This is a genomic window from Rhodoplanes sp. (assembly GCF_013377085.1).
Classification (GTDB): Bacteria; Pseudomonadota; Alphaproteobacteria; order Rhizobiales; family Xanthobacteraceae; genus Rhodoplanes.
Window position 1 is genome coordinate 129,687 of the sequence record NZ_JACAAX010000010.1, and the last position, 18,553, is coordinate 148,239.

Here is an 18,553-nt window from a genome sequence, read left to right on the forward strand (position 1 = left end):
CGACAGACTCACGACAATCCGGCGCTTCCGCGCCCCGCGTCGAACCGTGCACACGCACGGCCCGGTACAGATCCGTGTCACAAAACCGTGTCTGGTGGCATGCTTACTGGATGAACCGGCACGCGCGACCGAATCGTGCCGGTCACCAGCGCCGATCGCTGTCCTGCCGGGAGCCTTCGATGCACAGCCGCCTCCGCGAGACCCCGCCGAAAGGTCTGTTCGGCCGCGTGCGCCATCCGCGCCCGGGCGCCGGCGTGCCGAAGCTCGCCGCCCTGAAAGCGTTCGGCGGCCTGCGGGTGTGGGACCCGCGGCTCAGCCGCAGCGACGAGACGCTCGGGCGGATCGGCTCGCTCGAGGTTCGGCTCGCCCACCGGGCGGCCGAGATCCGGCGGGCGCAGCGGCTGCGCTTCGACGTGTTCTATCAGGAGATGTCGGCCGTCCCCGACGCCGCCACCATGATCGCGCGGCGTGACGTCGACCCCTACGACGCCGTCTGCGACCACCTTCTGGTGCTCGATCACGCCAAGCCGACCCGCCAGGGACCGGCCGTGGTCGGCACCTATCGGCTGCTGCGCCAGGAGCTGGCCGAACGCTGCGGCGGCTTCTACACGTCCGGCGAGTTCGACATCGCGCCGCTGATCGCCCGCCATCGGGCGCTGCGCTTCCTCGAGCTCGGCCGCTCCTGCGTGCTGCCGGCCTATCGCAACAAGCGCACGGTCGAGCTCCTGTGGCACGGCATCTGGACCTATGTGCTGCGCCACAAGGTCGACGTCATGCTGGGCTGCGCCAGCCTGGAGGGCACCGATCCGGACGCCCTGGCGCTGCCGCTGTCGTTCCTGCACCATTACGCGCCGGCCCCCGAGGCGTGGCGGGCGCGGGCGCTGACCCGGCGCTACGTGTCGCTCGACCGCATGGAGAAGGAGCGGGTCGACCCCAAGGCGGCCCTGCACGCCTTGCCGCCGCTGATCAAGGGCTATCTCCGGCTCGGCGCCGTGGTCGGCGAGGGCGCCGTGATCGACCGCCAGTTCGGCACCACCGACATTCTGGTGATCATGCCGGTGAGCGCGATCAGCACCCGCTATATCGGCCATTTCGGCGCCGGCGCCGAGCGCCACGCCGCGTGAGCAATCGGGCCCCGTAGGGCGCAATGACCGCAGCGAATTGCGCCGCGTGAACCCGCCACGCCGACGGTGCAATTCGCCTCGCTCATTGCACCCTACGCGCTCGCGGCCCTTTGACCCGCGCCCCGAAGTGGCGAGAAAAACTCACAATCGCCGCAGCGCGACCTCGGCGATGCGGTGGCTCTCGCTCTTCTTCAGGATCAGATCGGCGCGCTGCCGCGTCGGCAGGATGTTCTCTTCGAGGTTCACCAGGTTGATCCGCGTCCAGATGTCGGTCGCCATGGTGCTGGCTTGTTCGTCGGTCAGCCCGGAGTAGCGGCGGAAATACGACTTCGGGTCGCGGAATGCGGTGCCACGCAGCGCCAGGAAGCGCTTGACGTACCAGCGCCGCAGCACGTCCTCGTCGGCGTCGATGTAGATCGAGAAGTCGAAGAAGTCGGAGACGAACGGGATCGCCTTGCCGTCCTTGGGCGGGCGGCCGGCCTGCAGCACGTTGACGCCCTCGACGATCAGGATGTCGGGGCGGTCGATCTCGACCACGTCGTTCGGCACCACGTCGTAGACGAGATGCGAGTAGACGGGCGCCCGCACGGGCCGCCGCCCCGCCTTGATGTGCGAGAGGAAGCGCAGCAGCGCCGACAGGTCGTAGCTCTCCGGAAAGCCCTTCTTGTCCATCAGGCCTTCCTGCTCCAGCACGGCATTGGGGAACAGGAAGCCGTCGGTCGTGATCAGGTCGACCTTGGGGACGTTGGGCCAGCGCGCCAGGAGGGCCTGCAGCACGCGCGCCGTGGTCGACTTGCCGGCCGCCACCGATCCGGCGACGCCGATCACGTAGGGCACCTTGGCGTCGACCGTGTTGAGGAAGCGCTGCTGGGCGCGGAACAGGCGCTGCGTCGCCGCGACATAGAGCGACAAGAGGCGCGACAGCGGCAGGTAGATTTCCTCGATCTCGGCGATGTCGAGCCGGTCGTGCACCGAGCGCAGCCGGATCACCTCGGCCGTCTCGAGCGTCATCGGCGTGTCTTCGCGCAACGCCGCCCATTCGTCGCGGGGGAACACCCGGTAGGGCGAGAGATTGTTGCCCGTGCGTGCCGTGACGACCTGATCCATGACGTCAGACATCCTTCCGTGAGGCCTTTTCGTCGAGTCCGGATTGCGCCGTACGGGACTGCAACACCGCCTCCACGTCCGCGAGTGGAACGTCACGCGCCTTGAGCAGGACGAGGAGATGGTACAGCAGATCGGCGGCTTCGGCGATGACGCGGTCGCGGCTCTCCCCTGCGCCGGCGAGGACCACCTCGATGGCCTCCTCGCCCATTTTGCGGGCACAGTGGGCGGCCCCCCGATCGAGCAGCTTGCGGGTGTAGGAGGTCTCGGCGCTGGCGCCGGCGCGCGCCGCGACGATGGCCTCGAGGTCGTGCAGGGTGAAGGCGGTCATGGGCGGCCGTTGTGTCGTCTGTCGGAAGGGACCGGGCGGATCACGGATCGAGCCGCATCGGCAGGCCGGCCCGCGCCATGTAGGCCTTGGCCTCCCGCACCGTGTGCTCGCCGAAATGGAAGATCGAGGCGGCCAGCACGGCGGTGGCGTGGCCGTCGCGGATGCCCTCGACCAGATGCTCGAGGCCGCCGACCCCGCCGGAGGCGATCACCGGCACCGGCACGGCGTCGGCGATGGCGCGGGTTAGCGGGATGTCGAAGCCGGCCCTGGTGCCGTCGCGGTCCATCGAGGTGAGCAGGATCTCGCCCGCCCCGAGCGCCACCACCTCCCGGGCGTAGGCGACCGCGTCGATGCCGGTCGGCTTGCGGCCGCCATGGGTGAAGATCTCCCAGCGGGCCGGCTGGTCGGGCGGCGTGACGCGCTTGGCGTCGATCGCCACCACGATGCACTGGTTGCCGAACTTCTCGGCGGCTTCCTTGACGAACTGCCGGTTGGCGACAGCGGCCGTGTTGATCGACACCTTGTCGGCCCCCGACTGCAGCAGCGCCCTGATGTCGTCGACAGTTCGCACGCCGCCGCCGACGGTGAGCGGCATGAAGCAGGCTTCCGCCGTGCGCCGCACCACGTCCAGGATGGTGCCGCGGTTCTCGTGGCTCGCCGTGATGTCGAGGAAGCACAGCTCGTCGGCGCCGGCGGCGTCGTAGGCGATCGCCGCCTCGACCGGATCGCCGGCGTCGCGCAGGTCGACGAAGTTGACGCCCTTGACGACACGGCCGTCCTTGACGTCGAGGCAGGGAATGACGCGGACCTTGAACATCTTGGGCGGTTTTCCGTGCGGGGCGGGCGGAAACGGGCAGGGCCGCCGGTCAGTCGAACCACTCGTCGGCGGGGTCGAAGGCCGGGATCGGGACGTTGACGATGCGCAGCCGTCCGACCGCACGGTGGCGGCAGCCCGGCTTGATCAGCACGCTGGTATGCGGCTTGAGCGGCACGCGGTCGCCGTCGAGCTCCATAAAACCCTCGCCCTCCAGGACGAAGTAAATCTCCGTCATGGCCTTGTGGTAGTGGACCCGCGCATCGGTGGTGATGTCGGTGACATGCAGGGTGGCGACCGTGTTGTCCGGCGTCGCGAAGGCGCGGCGCGCGAAGCCGCACGGGCACGGCACCGGCGCGACGGCGTCGAGGTCGGCGACCAGATAGTTCTTCCCGGCGCCCGCGGCGGTATCGTCCGTCCGGGTGTCGCCCACCCGGGTCTCGTCCAGCACCGTCATGAGGCTGCTCCCAGGCCTGCCGCCCTGAAGATCGTCAGCGCCTTGCGGGCGTCGAGCCGCCCGTCATAAAGGGCGCGGCCGGCGATCGCACCGGCGAGCTTCTTGGCACGCGGCGCGACCAGCGTCTCGATGTCGGCCATGGAGGCGAGGCCGCCGGAGGCGATCACCGGGGTGGAGATGGCCTCGGCCAGCGCAATGGTGCCGTCGAGGTCGAGGCCGGTCAGCATGCCGTCGCGGGCGACGTCGGTGTAGACGATGGCGGCGACGCCGGCGTCCTCGAACCGGCGGGCGAGCTCCAGCGCCGGCAGGTCGGAGACCTCGGCCCAGCCTTCCACGGCGACGCGGCCGCCGCGGGCGTCGAGGCCGACCGCCACCCGGCCCGGAAAGCGCCTCGCCGCGCTCTTGACCAGCTCGGGATTGCGCACCGCCGCCGTGCCGATGATGACCCGGGTGATGCCCTTCTCGAGCCAGCCCTCGATGGTGGCGATATCCCGGATGCCGCCGCCGAGCTGGACCGGGATCGACACGGTCTCGAGGATGCGCTCGACCGCCGCGGCGTTGACCGGGCGGCCGGCGAAGGCGCCGTCGAGATCGACCAGATGCAGGTACTCGAAGCCGGTCTCCTCGAACACACGGGCTTGCTCGCCGGGATCGCGGTTGAAGATGGTGGCGCGCGCCATGTCGCCCTGCTCCAGGCGCACGGCGAGGCCGTCCTTCAGGTCGATGGCGGGGAACAGGATCACGGCGCCCACCTCAGAAAATTGGCGATCAGCGCAAGGCCGAGGCGCTGGCTCTTCTCGGGATGAAACTGAGTGCCGGCGGCGGTGCCGTGCGAAACGATCGCCGTGACGGGTCCGCCATAGTCGGCCTGGGCGACCAGGTCGCCGCGGTCGGCCGCGGCGAGGTGATAGCTGTGCACGAAATAGGCGTGCAGCCCGTCCGGCCCGGTTTTTATGCCGTCGAGCAAGGGGTGCGACACCATCGCGTCGAGGGTGTTCCAGCCCATATGCGGGATCTTCAGGGCCGGGTCCGCCGGCGTGATGCGGTCGACCTCGCCGGCCACCCAGCCGAGGCCGTCGACCACCTCGTACTCGCGGCCGCGCTCGGCCATGAGCTGCATGCCGACGCAGATGCCGAGAAACGGCCGGCCTTTGCCGCGTACCGTCTCGTCGAGCGCCTCGACCATGCCGGCGACGGCGTCGAGGCCGCGGCGGCAGTCGGCGAAGGCGCCGACCCCGGGCAGCACGATCCGGTCGGCCGCCCGCACCACGTCGGGGTCGCTGGTCACCAGGATCGGCTGGTCCTGCCCGCTCTCGCGCGCCGCCCGCTCGAACGCCTTGGCGGCCGAGTGCAGGTTGCCGGACCCGTAGTCGACGATGGCGACCGTCATCGGCCCCCTCCCGGGAACGGGAACAGGCCGAGCACGCCGCCGCGGCCGGACGGCCGCACCGGTGTCGGCCCGGCCGACCAGTCGACGTCGTAGGCGGGCGACGCCCCCCGGGCGAAGACCGCGGCGCGCCCGGAAAAGAAGCGCTGCTCGGCCGCCTCGCGATCGTCGGCGACGACGATGCCGGCGTCGCGCCAGCCGGCGCGCGCGAGCGTCCAGCGGCGCAGCGTGCCGGATTCGAGCCCGACCAGCAGCGACACCAGGAGGGCCACCAGGACGCGGACGCCCGCCGGCACGCCGAGGGCCACATGGATCACCCCGAAGCCGGCCATCACCAGCGCCCAGCAAAGCAGCACCAGCCACAGCCGGTGGCGGATCATCCACAGGGGGCCGAACAGGAAGGCGCCGAGCGAGAAGCCGTCGCGCACGAACCGCACGCGGTCGGGATCGACCGGCTGGCCGTCCGGCCGGGCAGGGGGCTCCAGCACCGCATAAACCGCCATGATCAGTCCTTGTGAAAGCGCACCCTCGGGCGCTGTCCATCCCGGCACGATCCGCCCGGGCCAAGCCCGGCGGGCTCGATCAGCCCAGCGTTCCCTTGGTCGAGGGCACCTCGCCCTTGGCCCGCGGATCGATCGCGATCGCGGTCCGCAGCACCCGGGCGAGCCCCTTGAAGCACGACTCCGATATATGGTGGTCGTTGTCGCCGTACAGCGTCTCGACATGCAGGGTGACGCCGGCGTTCACGGCAAACGCCTGGAACCATTCGCGCACCAGCTCGGTGTCGAAGGCACCGATCTTGTCGTGCCGGAAGGCGGTGCGAAACACCAGGAACGGCCGGCCCGAGATGTCGATCGCCACCCGGGTCAGCGCCTCGTCCATGGGCACATGGGCGTCGGCGTAGCGGGTGATGCCCTTCATGTCGCCGAGCGCCTTGCGGACCGCCTGACCGAGCGTGATGCCGACGTCCTCGGCGGTGTGGTGCTGGTCGATATGCAGGTCGCCCTTGGCGGACACCGACAGGTCGATGCGGGAATGGCGGGCCAAAAGGTCGAGCATGTGGTCGAGGAAGCCGATTCCGGTGTCGATCGACGACGTGCCGGTGCCGTCGAGATCGAGCGCGACCTCGATATCGGTTTCCTTGGTGGTGCGCGTCAGGGTTGCGGTGCGCATGCTGTACGCCTTCTGGGCCCGGACGGCCCGCCGGTCGTGGCCCGGCGCCCACGGCCCGGGCTCCGGCGCGCGCCGTCGAAACCGGGCGCCTTGTATCAGGGCCGCCGGCTTTTCGCCACTGCGGCGGGCTGCGTATCGGTTTGGTGCATCTTCACCCCCTGGAGGGGGAGGTCGGCGAGCGAAGCTCGCCGGGAGGGGGTGACAGCGCCGCCTGCAGGTGTTGCTTCACCCCACCCCGGTGCGCGCTGTCGCGCGCCCCGACCCTCCCCCTCCAGGGGAGGGTGAGAAGGGGCCGTGCCGTCGCGCCGCGTTGCAATGGACCCCGGCGGCTCCTAAATCAGGGCGTCACGAGGATTTCATCCCGATGCATTCCGCCCAAAATCCTTCCGAGCCGGCGTCTTGGCACGGCACCACCATCGTCACGGTCCGCAAGGGCGGCATCGTCGCGGTCGGCGGCGACGGCCAGGTGTCGATCGGCCAGACCATCGTCAAGGCCAATGCCAAGAAGGTCCGCCGCCTCGCCAAGGGCGACGTGATCGGCGGCTTCGCCGGCGCCACCGCCGACGCCTTCACGCTGTTCGAGCGGCTGGAGGCCAAGCTCGACCAGTATCCGGGCCAGCTCATGCGGGCCGCCGTCGAGCTGGCCAAGGACTGGCGCACCGACCGCTATCTGCGCCGGCTGGAGGCGATGATGATCGTCGCCGACCCGAAAATCTCGCTGGTGCTGACCGGCACGGGCGACGTGCTGGAGCCGGAGAACGGCGTCGTCGGCATCGGCTCGGGCGGCAACTACGCGCTCGCCGCGGCGCGCGCCCTGATCGACACGGATCTGGACGCCGAGACCATCGTGCGCCGCTCGCTCGCCATCGCGGCGGAGATCTGCGTCTACACCAACGACAAGGTCGTGGTGGAGACGCTGCAAACCCTCTGAGCTGTCATTCCGGGGCGCGAGCGAAGCGCGCGAACCCGGAATCCAGCGATAGACTCCGAGCTCGCCTCTGGATTCCGGGTCCGGCTCCGCCGTCCCGGAATGACCAAGCCCTGAACCGAAACAGAGCCCCATGACCGACTTCTCTCCCCGCGAAATCGTCTCCGAGCTCGACCGCTTCATCGTCGGCCAGCACGACGCCAAGCGCGCCGTCGCCATCGCGCTGCGCAACCGCTGGCGCCGGCTGAAGCTGGACGAGAAGCTGCGCGAGGAGGTGATGCCGAAGAACATCCTGATGATCGGCCCGACCGGCGTCGGCAAGACCGAGATCGCGCGCCGGCTGGCGCGGCTCGCCGGCGCGCCCTTCATCAAGGTGGAGGCGACCAAGTTCACCGAGGTCGGCTATGTCGGCCGCGACGTCGAGCAGATCGTCCGCGACCTCGTCGAGGTCGGCATCGCGCTGACCCGCGAGAGAAAGCGCAAGGATGTGGCGGCGCGCGCCCATCTGGCCGCCGAGGACCGCGTCGTCGATGCGCTGGTGGGCGCCAACGCCTCGGCCTCGACCAAGGAGACGTTCCGCAAGAAGGTGCGGTCCGGCGAGATGGACGACAAGGAGATCGAGATCGAGGTGCAGGCCGCGGGCGGCGGCGGCATGCCGCTGTTCGACATTCCCGGCATGCCGGGCTCGCAGATGGGCGCCGTCTCGATCGGCGACATTTTCGGCAAGCTCGGCGGCGGCCGCACCAAGACCCGGCGCGTCACCGTCAAGGACTCCTATGCGGTGCTGGTGGCCGAGGAATCCGACAAGCTTCTCGACCAGGACCAGCTCGTCCAGGAAGCGATCAAGACGGTCGAGAACAACGGCATCGTCTTCCTCGACGAGATCGACAAGATCTGCGGGCGCGAGGGCCGCGCCGGCGCCGACGTGTCGCGCGAGGGCGTGCAGCGCGACCTCTTGCCGCTGATCGAGGGCACCTCGGTGTCGACCAAGCACGGCGCGGTGAAGACCGACCACATCCTGTTCATCGCCTCGGGCGCCTTCCATCTCGCCAAGCCGTCGGACCTGCTGCCCGAGCTGCAGGGCCGCCTGCCCATCCGGGTCGAGCTGAAGCCGCTGACCCGCGACGACTTCCGAAAGATCCTCACCGAGCCCGAGGCGTCGCTGATCAAGCAGTACGTGGCGCTGCTGGCGACCGAGGGCGTGACGCTCGATTTCGCCGACAGCGCCATCGACGCCATCGCCGACGTCGCCGTGTCGGTCAACTCGACGGTCGAGAACATCGGGGCGCGCCGGCTGCAGACCGTGATGGAGCGCGTGCTCGACGAGATCTCCTTCGCGGCGCCCGACCGGGGTGGCGAGACGGTGGCGATCGACGGCGACTACGTGAACAGCCGGGTGGCCGATCTGGCCAAGAACGCCGATCTCAGCCGATTCATCCTGTGATGACGCCGTGGAGGGCGGGTCGACCCTTGCGACGTCGCATCAGCCTTCGGCAGCGCTTCCGCGTGTCGATGGATCGGTGAAGTGTTCCGCGCAAGCGTCGCGAACGCATCCGCGCAGCCAGCGATGCGCTTGATCGGCATCCAGCCGCGGGTGCCAGAGCAATGACACCGCGACCTCCGGCAGGGAGACCGGAAGCGGGAAGCTGTGCATTCCGGCGCGCAGGTTTTCGGTGTGTCGCCCGGGAACACTGGCGATCAGATCGGAGCCCCGAGCGAGCGCCAGCGCGGTCGAAAAGCCTCCGACGATCGTGACGATCTTCCGTTCCAGCCCGAGCGGTTGCAAGGCGTCGTCGATCGGTCCCTTGTCGAGGCCCCGCCGCGACACGAGGATGTGTCGGCCGGCGGCGTAACGCGCGGGCGTGACGTCGCCCTTGTCGAGTGGGTGCCCCCGCCGCACGACGCCGATGAAACGGTCCCGGAACAAGGCCTGCGCACGCACCTCCGGGCCGGTCGCCTCCCCCACGACGCCGGTTTCCAGATCCACGGTTCCGTCGCGAAGGGACGCGCTGTCTTTGTTCGGCTTCTGAAGGAAGCACAGGCGCACGCCGGGAGCGTCCGCGCCGATGCGAGCGATGAGGTCCGGTCCGAAGGTCTCCACAAAGCCTTCGCTGGTCCGCAGCGTGAACGTTCGGACGAGCTTTTGGAGGTCGAGCTTTTCGGCAGGGCGCAGAACTGATTCGCCGTCCTGCACGAGCCGACTGACCCGCTCGCGCAGCGCGAGCGCCCGGGGCGTGGGAACGAGACCGCGTCCGGCCCTGACCAGCAGCGGATCGCCCGTCGTCTCACGCAATCGCGCCAGCGCCCGGCTCATCGCCGACGGGCTGAGCCGCAACCGCTGGGCTGCGCGCGCCACGCTGCCTTCCGCGAGCAGCACATCGAGGGTGACGAGCAGGTTGAGATCGGGGGTCGACATGCGTCGACCGTAGCACAGTTTGGTCGTGACATAGCGTCAAACGCACGAATGAAGTGCAATTGGTGCGCGTTCCGCCATGTCCGGCGAAGAACTACGTTCTGAAAGCTCCATTCGGGAGCCGTCGGAGAACGGAGTTCATGGTGAAGCCAATCGGTGCAGGACGAGACGAGGCCGCCGCCGGACGTGCGGAACGGGCACCTTCGGTTCGGTGGGCGCTCGCCAGCCTTTCGCTGTCCATGCTGCTGTCCTCGCTCGGCACCAGCATCGCCAATGTCGGCTTGCCGACGATGGCACAGGCGTTCGACGCCTCCTTCCAGGACGTCCAGTGGATCGTCCTGGCTTATCTTCTCGCCATCACCACCCTGATCGTCAGCGTCGGTCGACTCGGTGACGTCACCGGGCGCCGGCGCCTGCTGCTGGCCGGGATCGTCCTGTTCACGGTGGCCTCGAGCCTGTGCGGCATCGCCCCGACGCTCTCGCTGCTGATTGCCGCCCGGGCGGCGCAGGGCTCGAGCGCGGCCATCATGATGGCCCTCACCATGGCCTTTGTCGGCGAGACGGTTCCGAAGGCAAAGACCGGTGGCGCCATGGGGCTGTTAGCGGCGATGTCCGCGATCGGCACCGCTCTCGGTCCGTCGCTCGGCGGCATCCTGATCGCCGGCTTCGGCTGGCGGGCCATCTTCCTCGTCAACGTCCCGCTGGGTATCCTGACGTTTTGTCTCGCGCATCGCCATCTGCCCGTCGACCGCAAGGCGCCGAAGACCGACCGTGCCGGATTCGACGCGATGGGCACGTTGCTGCTTGCGGTGACGCTCGCGGCTTACGCCCTCGCCATGACGATGGGGCGCGGCCGTTTCGGCCCACTCAACGTGGCGCTGCTGCTCTCTGCTGTTCTGGGAGCCGGCCTCTTCGTGCGTGCCGAGGCGAAAGCGGCATCACCTCTGATCCGATTGGCGATGTTCCGCGATTCCGGACTGAGTGCGAGCCTCGCCATGAGCGCGCTCGTCTCCACCGTGATGATGGCGACGCTGGTGGTCGGGCCCTTCTATCTCTCTCGTGCGCTCGGGCTCGACACGGCTCTTGTCGGGATCGTCTTGTCGGTCGGTCCGCTTGTCGCCGCGCTGACCGGTGTGCCGGCCGGTCGCCTTGCCGACCGGTTTGGCGCACAACGCATGACCATCGTCGGGCTCGTCGGACTGGCGGCCGGTTCCTTCATCCTGTCCATGATGCCGGCGATGCTCGGCGTCCCCGGCTACATCGCCCCCCTCGTCGTCGTCACCGCCGGCTATGCGCTGTTCCAGACGGCCAACAACACCGCCGTCATGACGAATATCGACCCGGACCAGCGGGGCGTCATGTCCGGCATGCTCAACCTGTCGAGCAATCTCGGGCTCATCACCGGCGCATCCGCCATGGGCGCCGTGTTCGCGCTCGCATCGGCGACGAGCGACATCACAACGGCGGAGCCCGAGGCGGTTGCCGCCGGCATGCGGATCACGTTCGCGGTCGCGGGCGTCCTGATCGTCGTCGCGCTCGCCATCGCGACGGGAAGCCGCGCGGCCGCAATAAGACCTTCGCCCTCTGGCGAGGTGTCGTGACGTGAACCGGACGCGATCCACAACACCGGGTCGCGCGGAGCACGGACCCGGACGGGTCGCTCCTCACGCTGAGGCCGTGACAGTCGGTGCAATGATACGCCGGACGGACGGACGCGCCTGCCGCACGCCGGGGCACGCGCCCGGGCGGGCGCGTTCAGACGCGGGTCAGAACGGCAGCTCGACCGCCCAGGTGGCGCTGCGCGCCGGATGCATCGGCGAGGTCGAGCGGGCATGCCAGGACTTGACGACCGGCTCGGCGGGCTCTGCCGGCGACGCCATCTGGGGCGGACGAATCACGCCGAGGCCGAAGGACTCCGACGCCCACACCACCACGGCGCCACGTGAATCGCGCATGTGGCCGTGCTTCCACCAGCCGATGTGAGTGCCGAAGCGGTCGTAGACGCTGTGGCCTTCGATCGAGGCGAGATGCGCGCCTTGCAGGCTGACGATGCGGCAGTGCTCCTGCTGGAGCCAAGCCCGCACACGGCCGAGGCGATCGTAGAGGGGTGTCATTGTCTTGCTGAGCTCAGTGGGGGATCCGAAGTCGCGGTCCGTCGTACGGGGGGTGAGGACACATCCAGGGGATGTCTAGCACGCCGGTGTATGATCGAAAAACGCAAGAATACATACACGAACTGCGTGTTTCGGTCAACAGGAACTCCGCGCGGGCGCATTGTGCGCTTTTTTGGTTGTATAATTCGGATTCTCGCGCGATTACGGCACGCACCGGGGCGCGTGGTGCGCGACATGCTGCGCGCAGCGGTCGCTGGGTCGGCCCGCGGGCCGCGCCGCAGCAGGCTGATTCCTGTCTTGATCACAGCCCGATTCATAATAGATATTTTTACCATATTATGACGATTCAACCAATCTTATAGCGCGGCGAGCGTCCTTCGAGAACGTTGAGCACGCCGGCGGCGACGTCGCGCCCCATGCGGATCATCGCCTCCCGGGTGGTCCCCCCGATATGGGGCGTCGCGACGAAGCTCGGTAGCGCGAGCAGCGGATGATCGGCGGGCGGCGGCTCGGTGACGAACACGTCGCTCGCCGCAGCGGCGAGCCGGCCCGAGGCCAGCGCGGCATGAAGCGCGGCCTCGTCGACCACGCCGCCGCGCGCCGCGTTGATCAGGATCGCCTCCGTCTTCATCACGGCGAGCTCGGCCGCGCCGATCAGGCCACAGGTCGCCGGCACCAGCGGCACGTGCACGGTGACGAGGTCGGCGGCGGCGAGCAGCTCCGCCAGGGTTTCGGCCCGCGCCACCCCGGCCTGCGCGAACACGTCGGCCGGCACCCCCGGATCGTAGACGATCTGCGGCCCGCCGAAGGCGGCACGGAACAGCGCGGCGACGCGCCGGCCGATCGCCCCGAAGCCGACGATGCCGATCGTCTTGCCGGACAGCTCGGTGCCGATCCGCTGCGCCGCGGTGAGCGGAACGCCGGCGCGCAGGCCGGCGTCGGCGAGCGGGATGCGGCGGGCGGCGGCGAGCGCCAGCCCCAGCGTGTGCTCGGCGACCGAGACGGCATTCGCCTCGGGCGTGTAGACCACCGTGACGCCGTGCCGGTGCGCGGCCTTCACGTCGATCGTGTCGACCCCGCTGCCATGCTTGCCGATCACCTTGAGGACCGGCACGGCCGCCGCGATGGCGTCGGCGTCGATCACGGCGGTGCGGATGATCACGGCGGCGGCCCGCCCGATCCAGGACGTCTCGCGCGACTGCGGCGGCACCACGACGCGCGTGTGTGCCGCGAGCGCCGCGACGGCCTCGTCGCAGATCGGGTCGAGCACGAAGACCTCGGACATGTCGGGTTCTCTCGCGGACATCGGGATCAGGCGGCGTGGCGGTCGAGCGGCGTTCCCGACACGACCGGGAAGACGACGGCGTGGCGCTCGCCGAGCCGCTGCAGCGCCAGCACGATCTCGTCGGTGAGCGGGATGCCGGTGCGGCGCCGGTCGGCCTCGAGCCGCGCCTCGATCTCGCCCGGCATCAGGATCTCGTCGCAGCCGGCGGCGCGCTTCGACTGCTTGAGGCTGCTGATCATGTCGTCGACCCGCCCCTGGAACCGGTCGGGCGGCATGAAGCGGCCGATGTCGAGGCACAGGAAGAAGTGCCCGTGATCGCTGACCCGATCGAGGTCGCGGTAGAAGTCCGGGATCTCGCGCATCGAGTTCGAGCCGGACAGCCGGCCGGCCAGGAGCTCGACCAGCATGGCGATGGCGGAGCCCTTGTACTCGCCGAACGGCAGCACGGCGCCGATCAGCGCGGCGTCGGGATCCGTGGTGGGGCGGCCCTCGACGTCGAGCGCCCAGCCGGGCGGGATCTGCTCCTTGCGCTGCGCCGCCAGGATGATCTTGCCGCGCGCCACCACGCTGGTGGCGAGGTCGGCGATGATGGCGGTGCCGCCGGTCGGCACGCCCCAGCCGATCGGATTGGTGCCGAACATCGCCTCGCGGCCGCCCCACGGCGCCATGGTGGGCGGCGCATTGGAGCACACGAGGGCGACGAAGCCGCGCTCCACCGCCTTGGCGATATAGAAGGCCGCGGTGCCGAAATGATTGCCGTGATGCACCGTCACGGCACCGATCCCGGCCTCGCGGGCCATCGCCATCGCCGCCTCGACGGCCGCCATGCCGACGACGGCACCCATGCCGTTGTCGCCGTCGATCACGCCGGAGCCGGCCGCCGTGTGGCTCACCTTGATCTGCGGGCGCGGATTGAACAGGCCGCGGCGCAGCCGCTCGGTGTAGATGTCCATGCGGGTGACGCCGTGCGAATGGACGCCGCGCAGATCGGCGGCGACGAGGCTCTCGGCGACCACGTCGGCATCGTCCGCGGGCAGCCCTTCGGCGACGAAGATGCGGGCGCAGAAGTCCTGCAGCGGGCTCGCATCGAGCCAGCACCGGACCGGCACCTTTGCAGTGTATTGAACAGCCATGGCGGTTTCCTTCGTCCGGCACGGGCGGTCGGAGACGGCATGCCGGGGGCGTCGGCGCCGGAGGTCCGGCACCGCGGTCGGTGGTGGTCGGGGTTTGGACGCGACGGCGCGTCGCAGCGCCGGCGTGTCAGGGCGTCAGGCCGCGGACGTCAGCGCGACCACGGCGTGGTCTTCCACAGCTCCCGGAAGTCGCCGTCCATCTGCTTCAGCACGGCGGTGTATTCGGCGCTGTCGAGGATGCGCAGCGGCTGGAAGGTCTGGGCGGCGGCGGCCTGGAAGGCGGGATCGCGCGCCGCGTCGAGGATCGCCTTGACGAGCTTGGCGCGGATCGCCGGCGGCAGGCCGACCGGGGCGGCGATGCCGCGCAGCGACGACAGCGTGATCGGCAGGCCCTGCTCGGCGAAGGTCGGCACGTCGGGGGCGAGCGACCAGCGCTTGTCCGCCATCACACCGATGGTGCGCAGCGGCTGGCCCTGCGAGTACTGCATCGCCTCGCCGATATTCATGCAGCCGACCATGATGTGCTTGCCGAGCAGCGCGGTGCGACCGGCGGCGGCGCCCGGGAACGGCACATGCACCAGCTTGGTGCCGGTCTGCTTCTGGAAGATCAGCATGGCGATGTGATCGTCCGAGCCGACCCCGGTGGTGCCGACCGAGACGGTATTCGGGTTCGCCTTGGCGTAGGCGACGAGATCCGCCAGGGTCTTGATCGGCCCGTCGGCGTGGACCGAGAAGGCGCCCGGATCGTCGACGATGTTGGCGAGCAGGTCGAACTGCTCGACCTTGTAGCGGGTCTTGCGCTCGATCGGGATGGTGAGGAAGTTCGGCGTGTTGACGAAGCCGATCGTGTAGCCGTCGGGCGCCGCGTCCGAGACCGCGGCGAAGCCGATCTCGCCGCCGGCGCCGGGCCGGTTCTCGACCAGGATGCGGGCGCCGCCGCCGAGATAGCGCTCGATATAGGGCGCGAGCGAGCGCGCCGAGATGTCGGTGCCGCCGCCGGCGGCATAGCCGACCACCATGGTGATCGGCTTGTCGGGATACTCGGCGACGGCCGGCCCCGTGCCGGCGACGGCGAGGACCGCAGCGGCGAGGATCGACAGCGACGTCATTCGTGCGAGCATGTCGTCTTACTCCCTGAGATGTCGTCTCGTTCTCATTCGCGAAAGGCTTCGGAGCGACCGCGCTTGACGGTCGGCAACAGCACCAGGACGAGCAGGATCACGGTGGCGGCGAGCAGCCCGCCGCTGATCGGGCGGGTGACGAACACGGCGAGGTCGCCCTGCGAGAGCAGCAGCGCGCGCTGCAGATTCTCCTCCAGCATCGGCCCGAGCACGAAGCCGAGCAGAAGCGGCGCGGGCTCGCATTCGAGCTTGCGGAACACGTATCCGACGACCCCGAACAGGGCCATCATGGCGACGTCGAAGGTGCTCGAGCGCAGCGTGTAGGTGCCGATGCAGCAGAACACCAGGATGGCCGGGAACAGGAGGTCGTAGGGGACCTTCAGCAGCCGCACCCACAGGCCGATCAGCGGCAGGTTCAGCACCACCAGGATGATGTTGCCGATCAGCATGCTGACGATCATGCCCCAGAACAGCTCGGGCTGGCCGGTCATCACCAGCGGGCCGGGCTGGATGCCGTGCAGCGTCATGGCGCCGATCATCAGCGCCATGATGGCGTTCGGCGGGATGCCGAGGCTGAGCATCGGGATGAAGCCGGCCTGGGCGGCGGCGTTGTTGGCGGCCTCCGGGGCGGCGAGGCCCTGCACGGCGCCGCGGCCGAACTTCTCCGGCGTCGACGACACCCGTTTCTCCAGCGTGTAGGCGGCGAACGAGGCGAGCGTCGAGCCGCCGCCCGGCAGCACACCGAGAAGAATGCCGAGCACCGTGCCGCGCACCGCCGCCGGCGCCGCGGCGCGGGCATCCTCGCGCGACGGCCACAGCCGGTTGATGACGCTGGCGATCACGCCGCGTCCCTGGGTCTGCTCGAGATTGGCGACGATCTCGGTGAGGCCGAACAGGCCCATCGCCAGCGGCACGAAGTCGATGCCGTCATAGAGCTGGGGAAAGCCGAAGGCATAGCGGATCTGGCCGCTGTTCACGTCGGTGCCGACGTTTCCGAGCAGGATGCCGAGCACCACCATGGCGATGCCCTTGGTGAGCGAGCCGTGGGTGAGCACGGTGGCGCTGACCAGGCCGAGCACCATCAGGGCGACATACTCGGCAGGACCGAACATGAGGGCGACGCCCGCGAGCGCCGGGCCCGCGATGGCGATCACGAAGGTGGTGACGACGCCGGCGAACAGCGACGCCAGCGCCGCGATGGCGAGCGCCGAGCCGGCGCGGCCGTCCATGGCCATTGCATGGCCGTCGAGGCAGGACACCACCGAGGAGGATTCGCCCGGGATGTTCACCAGGATGGCCGTGGTCGAGCCGCCATATTGCGAGCCGTAGAAGATGCCGGCCAGCATTATCAGGGCGCCGACCGGCGGCAGGTAGAACGTGATCGGCAGCAGCATGGCGACCGTCGCGGTCGGCCCGAGGCCGGGCAGCACGCCGATCAGGGTGCCGACCAGCGCGCCGATGAAGCACAGCGCGAGGTTCTGGAGCGAGAGGGCGACGGTGAGGCCGAGCACCAGATTGTCGAGGATGTCCATGGTCACCACCGCGGCCAGATCGGGATCGGCAGGCCGAGACCGAACACGAACAGCCCGACGCACAGGGCCGCGAGCCCCAGCCCCAGGACGAGCGTGACGAGGAGGCGGCGGCGCTCGCTCGCGGCGAAGCTCGCGAGCAGCGTCATGACCGCGATGGTGAGAACCAGGCCGGCATACTTGAGCAGAACCGCGAACACCACGACGGTCGCGGTGACCAGCAGGAGCGGCCGCATCGCGAAGGATTCGACGGGGGGCCCGTCGAACCGCAGCGCCGGAATCGCCACGCCGGCGCCGAGCAGCATCAGCAGGCTCGACACGATCGCCGGGAAATAGCCGGCGTCCATCGAGGCGAGCGTCCCCATCGGCCAGTCGCTGCTCATCCACAGCGCGGTGCCGCCCACCGCCATGAACACCAGGCCGGCGGTGAGGTCGCGCCCGGACCGGAGGCGGATCGCCATCACGCCGACCTCGGCCGGCGGCCCGACGGCGTGTCGGGAGAGGGAGGGTCGGACAGACGAAGAGCTGCGAGGATTCGGTTCGAGAGCCTGATCGGCCGCATGAGTCCCGACTCCGCTGGCGTTGCACGTCCTTGATTGGGCAGGGGGGCCGAAATGCGCGGCAGAAAATCAGATCGAGCCGTCACCAGCCCCGAAACGATGATGTATGATTTGCCAAGATCGTATATTGTACAATCTGCGTGTATACGAATTGACGTTCATCATATACTAATGTAGGCGTCTAAAAGACTCTGCGGACAAATGAGGGCTCGGCCATGGACGACGTCGCGACGGCCGAGAAGCCGGGCACCAATTACGTGCGGGTTCGCGACACGCTCCGGCTCGACATCGTGGACGGTTTGTTCGCTCCCGGTCAACGCCTGAAGGTCGCCGAGCTCGCCGCGCGCTACGGCGTCAGCACGATTCCGATCCGCGAGGCCCTGCAGCAGCTCCAGGGCGAGGGGCTGGTGCTGATCGAGCCGAATCGCGGCGCGACGGTGCGGCAGCTCGACGAGAAGTTCCTGACCGACCTCTACGACGTGCGCGAGCTGATCGAGGCCTTCCAGTCGCGGCGTTTCCTCGACGTCGCCACGGCCGGCGCCATCGACGAGCTGGAGGCCGCCCAGGCGGAGGTCGAGGCCGCCGCCGGCGAGGACGCGCTCACCCGACGCGCCGCCGACCGCCGGTTCCACCTCGTCGTCGCCGATGCCACCCACAATCAGGAGGCCGCCGGCATCCTGGAGCGGCAGGCCAATCTGATCGGCGCCCTGGTGGTGAAGTTCGGCCAGAGTCCGGCGCGCTACGCCCAGTCGATGGCCGAGCACCTGGCTTTGATCAGTGCGTTCCGGCGCGGCGACGGCGAGGCGGCCGCCCGGGTCGCCACCCTGCATGTTCGCAACGCCCGCATCGACATGATCGACCGGATGCGGCGGGCCGGCGCCGGCGGCTGAGCGCCCGACGCCTCGGCCGCGCGGCGACGGGCCGCCCCGCCCCCCCCCGGGGCCGCCGTCTTTCATCCGCCTCGGGCTTCCCCTAAGAATAGGGCGTCTGCCAAGGCCGGCCGAGACCGTTGCCAAAATCCCCGAGGAGAGCGCCATGGACCAGCATCTGCGCGAGATCCGCGCCGAGGACATCGATCCG

Annotated in this window: 20 protein-coding genes; 5 read left to right on the forward strand and 15 right to left on the reverse strand. The window is 69.4% G+C overall.

Annotated elements, in window-relative coordinates; translation table 11 throughout:
• Positions 1 to 179: 179 nt before the first annotated feature.
• Complete coding sequence (locus HXX10_RS10020; protein WP_296522031.1) at positions 180 to 1,124, forward strand: GNAT family N-acyltransferase; 945 nt, start codon at positions 180 to 182, stop codon at positions 1,122 to 1,124.
• A 141-nt stretch (positions 1,125 to 1,265) separates the two neighbouring features.
• Here HXX10_RS10020 and coaA read toward each other — a convergent pair whose 3' ends face one another.
• The 8 genes from coaA to hisB all read right to left on the reverse strand — a co-directional run bounded on the left by coaA (position 1,266) and on the right by hisB (position 6,390).
• Positions 1,266 to 2,231 (reverse strand): type I pantothenate kinase, encoded by a 966-nt coding sequence (coaA, locus tag HXX10_RS10025; RefSeq protein ID WP_296522032.1) that lies wholly within the window; start codon positions 2,229 to 2,231, stop codon positions 1,266 to 1,268.
• A gap of 4 nt (positions 2,232 to 2,235) precedes the next feature.
• Positions 2,236 to 2,559 (reverse strand): phosphoribosyl-ATP diphosphatase, encoded by a 324-nt coding sequence (locus HXX10_RS10030; RefSeq protein WP_296522033.1) that lies wholly within the window; start codon positions 2,557 to 2,559, stop codon positions 2,236 to 2,238.
• A gap of 40 nt (positions 2,560 to 2,599) precedes the next feature.
• Positions 2,600 to 3,376 carry an imidazole glycerol phosphate synthase subunit HisF gene (gene hisF, locus HXX10_RS10035; RefSeq protein ID WP_296522034.1) on the reverse strand — a complete coding sequence of 259 codons (777 nt, stop codon included), beginning with the start codon at positions 3,374 to 3,376 and terminating at the stop codon, positions 2,600 to 2,602.
• A gap of 49 nt (positions 3,377 to 3,425) precedes the next feature.
• On the reverse strand, positions 3,426 to 3,830 hold the full coding sequence (locus tag HXX10_RS10040) for a cupin domain-containing protein (protein ID WP_296522035.1): 405 nt from the start codon (positions 3,828 to 3,830) through the stop codon (positions 3,426 to 3,428).
• On the reverse strand, positions 3,827 to 4,573 hold the full coding sequence (gene hisA / locus HXX10_RS10045; RefSeq protein WP_296522036.1) for a 1-(5-phosphoribosyl)-5-[(5-phosphoribosylamino)methylideneamino]imidazole-4-carboxamide isomerase: 747 nt from the start codon (positions 4,571 to 4,573) through the stop codon (positions 3,827 to 3,829). The genes HXX10_RS10040 and hisA overlap by 4 nt, the downstream gene beginning before the upstream one ends.
• Positions 4,570 to 5,220, reverse strand: coding sequence for an imidazole glycerol phosphate synthase subunit HisH (gene hisH, locus HXX10_RS10050; RefSeq protein ID WP_296522037.1), 651 nt, complete (start codon positions 5,218 to 5,220; stop codon positions 4,570 to 4,572). Before hisH ends, hisA begins: the two co-directional genes overlap by 4 nt.
• A complete protein-coding gene (locus tag HXX10_RS10055) occupies positions 5,217 to 5,720 on the reverse strand; it encodes a DUF2628 domain-containing protein (RefSeq protein ID WP_296522038.1) in 504 nt (167 codons plus the stop codon). Before HXX10_RS10055 ends, hisH begins: the two co-directional genes overlap by 4 nt.
• 79 nt (positions 5,721 to 5,799) lie before the next feature.
• Complete coding sequence (gene hisB / locus HXX10_RS10060; protein WP_296522039.1) at positions 5,800 to 6,390, reverse strand: imidazoleglycerol-phosphate dehydratase HisB; 591 nt, start codon at positions 6,388 to 6,390, stop codon at positions 5,800 to 5,802.
• A gap of 364 nt (positions 6,391 to 6,754) precedes the next feature.
• Between hisB and hslV the strand changes: the two genes are divergently transcribed.
• A complete protein-coding gene (gene hslV / locus HXX10_RS10065) occupies positions 6,755 to 7,321 on the forward strand; it encodes an ATP-dependent protease subunit HslV (protein ID WP_296522040.1) in 567 nt (188 codons plus the stop codon).
• A gap of 130 nt (positions 7,322 to 7,451) precedes the next feature.
• Positions 7,452 to 8,762, forward strand: a complete 1,311-nt coding sequence (hslU, locus tag HXX10_RS10070) for an ATP-dependent protease ATPase subunit HslU (protein ID WP_296522041.1) — start codon at positions 7,452 to 7,454, stop codon at positions 8,760 to 8,762.
• Between the two features lie 39 nt (positions 8,763 to 8,801).
• Here hslU and HXX10_RS10075 read toward each other — a convergent pair whose 3' ends face one another.
• Entirely contained in the window at positions 8,802 to 9,734 is a 933-nt protein-coding gene (locus HXX10_RS10075) for a LysR family transcriptional regulator (RefSeq protein ID WP_296522042.1), read from the reverse strand.
• Positions 9,735 to 9,871: 137 nt separating this feature from the next.
• Here HXX10_RS10075 and HXX10_RS10080 point away from each other — a divergent pair, with 137 nt between their 5' ends.
• The gene (locus HXX10_RS10080; protein WP_296522043.1) at positions 9,872 to 11,332 is read left to right on the forward strand and encodes an MFS transporter; all 1,461 of its coding nucleotides are present in this window, start codon (positions 9,872 to 9,874) and stop codon (positions 11,330 to 11,332) included.
• Between the two features lie 165 nt (positions 11,333 to 11,497).
• On the opposite strand, the gene HXX10_RS10085 is transcribed toward HXX10_RS10080, so the two are convergent.
• The 6 genes from HXX10_RS10085 to HXX10_RS10110 form a co-directional block, all read right to left on the reverse strand.
• The gene (locus tag HXX10_RS10085) at positions 11,498 to 11,845 is read right to left on the reverse strand and encodes a 4-fold beta flower protein (RefSeq protein WP_296522044.1); all 348 of its coding nucleotides are present in this window, start codon (positions 11,843 to 11,845) and stop codon (positions 11,498 to 11,500) included.
• Positions 11,846 to 12,191: 346 nt separating this feature from the next.
• Positions 12,192 to 13,130, reverse strand: coding sequence for a hydroxyacid dehydrogenase (locus HXX10_RS10090; protein ID WP_296522045.1), 939 nt, complete (start codon positions 13,128 to 13,130; stop codon positions 12,192 to 12,194).
• Positions 13,131 to 13,156: 26 nt separating this feature from the next.
• Positions 13,157 to 14,263, reverse strand: a complete 1,107-nt coding sequence (locus tag HXX10_RS10095; protein WP_296522046.1) for an Ldh family oxidoreductase — start codon at positions 14,261 to 14,263, stop codon at positions 13,157 to 13,159.
• 149 nt (positions 14,264 to 14,412) lie between these two features.
• The gene (locus HXX10_RS10100) at positions 14,413 to 15,384 is read right to left on the reverse strand and encodes a tripartite tricarboxylate transporter substrate binding protein (protein WP_296522047.1); all 972 of its coding nucleotides are present in this window, start codon (positions 15,382 to 15,384) and stop codon (positions 14,413 to 14,415) included.
• A 32-nt stretch (positions 15,385 to 15,416) separates the two neighbouring features.
• Complete coding sequence (locus HXX10_RS10105) at positions 15,417 to 16,916, reverse strand: tripartite tricarboxylate transporter permease (RefSeq protein ID WP_296522048.1); 1,500 nt, start codon at positions 16,914 to 16,916, stop codon at positions 15,417 to 15,419.
• 2 nt (positions 16,917 to 16,918) lie between these two features.
• Entirely contained in the window at positions 16,919 to 17,374 is a 456-nt protein-coding gene (locus HXX10_RS10110; RefSeq protein ID WP_296522049.1) for a tripartite tricarboxylate transporter TctB family protein, read from the reverse strand.
• 314 nt (positions 17,375 to 17,688) lie between these two features.
• Here HXX10_RS10110 and HXX10_RS10115 point away from each other — a divergent pair, with 314 nt between their 5' ends.
• On the forward strand, positions 17,689 to 18,363 hold the full coding sequence (locus HXX10_RS10115) for a GntR family transcriptional regulator (RefSeq protein ID WP_296522050.1): 675 nt from the start codon (positions 17,689 to 17,691) through the stop codon (positions 18,361 to 18,363).
• Positions 18,364 to 18,553 lie beyond the last annotated feature (190 nt).

Excerpts from the sequence above, each read along its gene's own strand:
- coaA (WP_296522032.1), bottom strand. The coding sequence starts at position 2,231 with ATGGATCAGGTCGTCACGGCACGCACGGGCAACAATCTCTCGCCCTAC.
- HXX10_RS10055 (WP_296522038.1), bottom strand. The coding sequence starts at position 5,720 with ATGGCGGTTTATGCGGTGCTGGAGCCCCCTGCCCGGCCGGACGGCCAG.
- hisH (WP_296522037.1), bottom strand. The coding sequence starts at position 5,220 with ATGACGGTCGCCATCGTCGACTACGGGTCCGGCAACCTGCACTCGGCC.
- hisF (WP_296522034.1), bottom strand. The coding sequence starts at position 3,376 with ATGTTCAAGGTCCGCGTCATTCCCTGCCTCGACGTCAAGGACGGCCGT.
- HXX10_RS10080 (WP_296522043.1), top strand. The coding sequence starts at position 9,872 with ATGGTGAAGCCAATCGGTGCAGGACGAGACGAGGCCGCCGCCGGACGT.
- HXX10_RS10090 (WP_296522045.1), bottom strand. The coding sequence starts at position 13,130 with ATGTCCGAGGTCTTCGTGCTCGACCCGATCTGCGACGAGGCCGTCGCG.
- HXX10_RS10085 (WP_296522044.1), bottom strand. The coding sequence starts at position 11,845 with ATGACACCCCTCTACGATCGCCTCGGCCGTGTGCGGGCTTGGCTCCAG.
- hisB (WP_296522039.1), bottom strand. The coding sequence starts at position 6,390 with ATGCGCACCGCAACCCTGACGCGCACCACCAAGGAAACCGATATCGAG.
- HXX10_RS10095 (WP_296522046.1), bottom strand. The coding sequence starts at position 14,263 with ATGGCTGTTCAATACACTGCAAAGGTGCCGGTCCGGTGCTGGCTCGAT.
- HXX10_RS10030 (WP_296522033.1), bottom strand. The coding sequence starts at position 2,559 with ATGACCGCCTTCACCCTGCACGACCTCGAGGCCATCGTCGCGGCGCGC.
- HXX10_RS10115 (WP_296522050.1), top strand. The coding sequence starts at position 17,689 with ATGGACGACGTCGCGACGGCCGAGAAGCCGGGCACCAATTACGTGCGG.
- HXX10_RS10105 (WP_296522048.1), bottom strand. The coding sequence starts at position 16,916 with ATGGACATCCTCGACAATCTGGTGCTCGGCCTCACCGTCGCCCTCTCG.
- HXX10_RS10110 (WP_296522049.1), bottom strand. The coding sequence starts at position 17,374 with ATGGCGATCCGCCTCCGGTCCGGGCGCGACCTCACCGCCGGCCTGGTG.
- HXX10_RS10040 (WP_296522035.1), bottom strand. The coding sequence starts at position 3,830 with ATGACGGTGCTGGACGAGACCCGGGTGGGCGACACCCGGACGGACGAT.
- HXX10_RS10075 (WP_296522042.1), bottom strand. The coding sequence starts at position 9,734 with ATGTCGACCCCCGATCTCAACCTGCTCGTCACCCTCGATGTGCTGCTC.
- hslU (WP_296522041.1), top strand. The coding sequence starts at position 7,452 with ATGACCGACTTCTCTCCCCGCGAAATCGTCTCCGAGCTCGACCGCTTC.
- HXX10_RS10100 (WP_296522047.1), bottom strand. The coding sequence starts at position 15,384 with ATGCTCGCACGAATGACGTCGCTGTCGATCCTCGCCGCTGCGGTCCTC.
- hslV (WP_296522040.1), top strand. The coding sequence starts at position 6,755 with ATGCATTCCGCCCAAAATCCTTCCGAGCCGGCGTCTTGGCACGGCACC.
- HXX10_RS10020 (WP_296522031.1), top strand. The coding sequence starts at position 180 with ATGCACAGCCGCCTCCGCGAGACCCCGCCGAAAGGTCTGTTCGGCCGC.